We start from the raw sequence: 4,115 nt of genomic DNA, 5'->3' as shown, positions 1-4,115 counted from the left end.
TCCTGCCGTTCAGCGCGGAAGACTACGTTCACCGTATTGGCCGGCCGTTCGTCGCGGCGACCCGGAGACGATTCGCGCCGCACCGGGACATCGACCTTCAGCGTCATGACTTCGAGCGGCCGCTTGATCAGCTTTTCGATATCGGCGAGTTGCTTGCGCTCGTTCGGGCTGCACAGCGACAACGCGTCGCCCGTCGCACCCGCCCGTCCGGTCCGGCCAATACGGTGAACGTAGTCTTCCGCGCTGAACGGCAGGTCGAAATTGATCACTGCCGGCAAATCGGTGATGTCGAGGCCACGCGCGGCAACGTCGGTCGCGACCAGCGCTTCGATCTCGCCTTTCTTGAACGCATCGAGTGCCTGCATGCGCTCGCCCTGCGTGCGATCGCCGTGGATCGCCGTCGCGATGATTCCGTCTTTTTCGAGCACGCGTGCGAGACGGCTTGCGCCGATCTTGCTGTTACAGAACACCAGCACCTGCTTCAGCCCGCGCTCGCGAATCAACTGCGTTACCGCGCCCGACTTGTCGCTTTCAGCGACTTCGAACACGATTTGCCGCACGTTCGCGTTCGTGGAATTGCTGCGAGCGACTTCGATGGTTTGCGGATTGCGCAAATAAGTCGCCGCCAGTTTCTTGATTTCGCCCGAGAACGTGGCCGAAAACAGCAGCGTCTGGCGCTCCTTCGGCAGCAGGTTCAGGATGCGCTGCAGATCCGGCAGGAAACCCATGTCGAGCATGCGGTCGGCTTCGTCCAGCACGAGCATCTGTACCTGACCGAGATTCAGCGTCTTTTGCTGAACGTGGTCGAGCAAGCGCCCGGGCGTTGCGATCAGGATTTCCACGCCGCGCCGCAAGGCTTCCGACTGCGGATTCATGTCGACACCGCCGAACACCACCGTACTGCGCAGCGGCGTGTGCTTGGAATAAGCCTGCACGTTGGCGGCGACCTGATCGGCGAGCTCACGTGTGGGCGTGAGGATCAGCGCGCGCACGGGGTGCCGGGCAGGCGATGCGCTCGTGCTGGCCATTGGCAGCAGGCGCTGGATGATCGGCAGCGAGAAACTTGCAGTCTTGCCCGTGCCGGTTTGCGCGGCGCCCATGACGTCGCGGCCAGCAAGGACCACCGGAATGGCCTGCGCCTGGATGGGCGTAGGGATCGTGTAGCCGGATTCGACGACTGCGCGCAGGATGTCAGCGGACAGGCCGAACTGGTCGAATGTAGGCACGGGAGCAGGCGCTGCAGCCTCGGGTACGTGAGGCGTAGCGCTGATTTCAGCGCCGGGTGCGTCGGATTGAGCGGCGGACGGGTTCGTGACGACGGGATCGGACATGGTGACTTTGGTGGCTTTCGCTTTCGCTAAAAATGCGCCGGAGCGGCGCGCGAGCGGTCATTCCACCGCTCATGGACATCGTGAAGAAAGAAGCCGCGTGTTTCGCCTTGCAACTGGCAATCGACGATCAACGCGCGGACTTCGAATTCGCAAGGTTTCGACCTCTGCGAATTGTTGCCAGGTCCGTACTGATTCAGCCGGACAGCGTAGTACGTGCAGCTAGTACAAACGGCTCAAACGGCAAGTTACAAGTAGCGCGCAGGGTTGCAGCGACTCACATGGCGCCACCTCGACGGCAACCGGCATGAAAGCATGCCGGTCCCGCCCTTCGCCGCAGCCGCGCCAGTCGTGGCGTCCGAACTACGGGAAAGCCCGATATTGTAGCACTGCGCCGCTTGCAGCCACACACGGATCGCGTCGCGTACCCCGCTGCCGCGAAAACCCCGCCGGCCCAGCCTGCCGGGCTTTCCGGCGACACAGCGCAGCGGCGACAACAGGCTATTTCGCCTTCGGCGCGGTGTCTGGCGCCGGTTTCGGCACATCGCGAACCACCATCAGCCGCAGTTCGGTCATGTCCTCGATGGCATATTTGACCCCTTCGCGCCCGAGCCCGGAATCCTTCACACCGCCATAAGGCATGTTGTCGACGCGGAACGACGGCACGTCGTTGACGACCACGCCGCCCACCTCCAGCTCGTCCCAGGCGAGATTCACGTGGGTGAGGCTATCGGAGAAAACACCGGCCTGCAGGCCGAAATCGCTGTCATTGACCGTTTCGAGAGCCTGCGCGAAATCAGTGAACTTTTCGAGTATCGCAACCGGACCAAACGCCTCCTTCCGGTACAGATCCTGATCGCGCTTCACACCTTCGAGCAACGTCGCTTCGAACATGGCGCCGTCCACCTTCCCGCCGGCGATGATCCTCGCGCCGCTCGCCACGGCGCTTTCCACCCAGCCGGCCAGCCGTCTGGACTCGGATTCCGAGATCATCGGGCCCACGAAAGTGTTTTCGTCTTTCGGATCGCCCATCTTCAGCGATTTCGTTTTTGCGATGAGCTTTTCGCGCAGCGCATCGTAGATATCCGCGTGAGCAATGATCCGTTGAACGCCGATACAACTTTGCCCCGACTGGTAGAACGCGCCGAACGTCAGCCGGTCCACTACGTAATCCAGCCGGTCGGCCTGGTCGCCGTCCACGATGGCCGCCGCGTTGCCGCCCAGTTCCAGGATCACCTTCTTCTTGCCGGCTTTTTTCTTCAGCTCCCAGCCGACCGCAGGAGATCCGGTAAACGACAACAAGCGGAAACGTTCGTCGGTTGTGAAAAGATCCGCGCCGTCGCGATGCGCCGGGAGAATCGAAAATGCGCCCTTTGGCAAATCGGTCTCGGCGAGTACTTCGCCCATGATCAACGCACCGACCGGCGTGCGGCTCGCGGGTTTCAGCACGAACGGACAACCGGCGGCGATCGCGGGTGCGACCTTGTGTGCTGTGAGATTCAGCGGAAAATTGAACGGCGAGATGAACGAACACGGCCCGATCGGCACGCGTTTGTAATAGCCGTGATAACCGGCGGCGCGAGGCGCGATCTCCAGGTTGATCATGCCGCCGTCGATACGCACCGATTCCTCGGCCGCCACCCTGAAGGTGTCGATAAGACGCGTTACCTCGCCCTTTGAGTCGTTGATTGGCTTTCCGGCCTCTATGCACAGCGCTTCGGCGAGTTCATCGAAACGTTCACGGAAGCGCTTCACGCAATGGTCGAGCACGGCTTGCCGCTGGTATGGCTTGAATTCGCGCATCGCGCGCTGGGCAGCAACGGCGTGGCCGATGGCGGCATCGATTGTTTTCGCGTCTGCCATTGCCACGCGGGTCGCGACCTCGCCGCTGTATTTATCGGTGACTTCCAGGTCTGTGTTGGCGTTCACGGCTTCGTTCGCCAGGTAATACGGATAGGTTTTCTTCAGCATGTCAGCCTCTGCCTCAGTCTAAAGATAGGCACATCGATCAGACGCACCCCGCGTCGCAAAACATTCGCGTACCAGCGGCGCGTGCGCCTCAGTCCACATCACCATGGCAACCATACTCCGGATAGCCGTTCGATGCCGCGACGAGCCCTCACGCTGGCCATCCGGCCTATGTTTTCGGCGAAATCGCCAAAACAAAAAGCCCGTTTCGATTGACGTCGAAACGGGCTTTCACTGCCTATCAGACACTGGCCGGATCAGGTTCCTGTCTTGCACTCAGCAAGCATGGGCGCGGCTTTCGGGTCGGCGGTCTCGTCGGTAAGCGTGCCTTCCGGGCCTTTCGTCCACCACGTGTAGTGGTCGCCAACGTATTTCGCGCCGGACGCAGCAAGGACGTTGACGAACAACATCTTGCGGCCGTCCACGGTGAGCAGCGCGAAGCTCTGCTTGTTCTTGGTGTTCATGTACTGGACTGTCAGCGCATGACCGCCGTCGCACTTGTAGCGCAGCGTGTTCATGGTAGCCGTCTGGATCTGGGGCACAGTGAGCGGCATGGCAGATGCCACATGCGCCGCAGACCCGGCACACAGCGCCGCAAGGGCGGCGGCGACCTTCCTCCTTATCTCGCGCGTTCGTCCAAAAATTCGTTTCATCTCGATATCCTTTTGTTCGTCGTTTGTGCGGTCAAGCGCCGCGCTGCACGCCAATCAAGGATCGATCACCCCGGCGCACGCGTCGGTTGGAGCCGCCGCGACGTGACCGACCACCGGTACGATCTTCAGCCCCGCCGACGCAATACGGCACGGCGCCGCTGCCAGA

General features: G+C 61.6%; 4 protein-coding genes. All 4 read right to left on the bottom strand.

The genetic code is table 11. The features are described 5' to 3' along the window. A partial coding sequence (locus tag ACRXB1_RS32230; protein ID WP_449494336.1) for a DEAD/DEAH box helicase occupies nt 1-1,331 on the bottom strand: 1,331 nt, incomplete at its 3' end. Nucleotides 1,332-1,829: 498 nt separating this feature from the next. Beyond that, nucleotides 1,830-3,299, bottom strand: a complete 1,470-nt coding sequence (locus tag ACRXB1_RS32225; RefSeq protein WP_449494335.1) for an aldehyde dehydrogenase family protein — start codon at nt 3,297-3,299, stop codon at nt 1,830-1,832. 254 nt (nt 3,300-3,553) lie between these two features. Beyond that, nucleotides 3,554-3,949, bottom strand: a complete 396-nt coding sequence (locus ACRXB1_RS32220) for an MliC family protein (RefSeq protein ID WP_256701369.1) — start codon at nt 3,947-3,949, stop codon at nt 3,554-3,556. Between the two features lie 54 nt (nt 3,950-4,003). Further along, nucleotides 4,004-4,115: DUF6726 family protein (locus tag ACRXB1_RS32215; RefSeq protein WP_449494337.1), on the bottom strand; the 112-nt coding region annotated here is incomplete at its 5' end.

The sequence above is a fragment of the Caballeronia sp. M23-90 genome (genome assembly GCF_053574605.1).
Note: the sequence above shows the minus strand (reverse complement) of the source record. Positions and strands in the feature narration are given on the sequence as shown.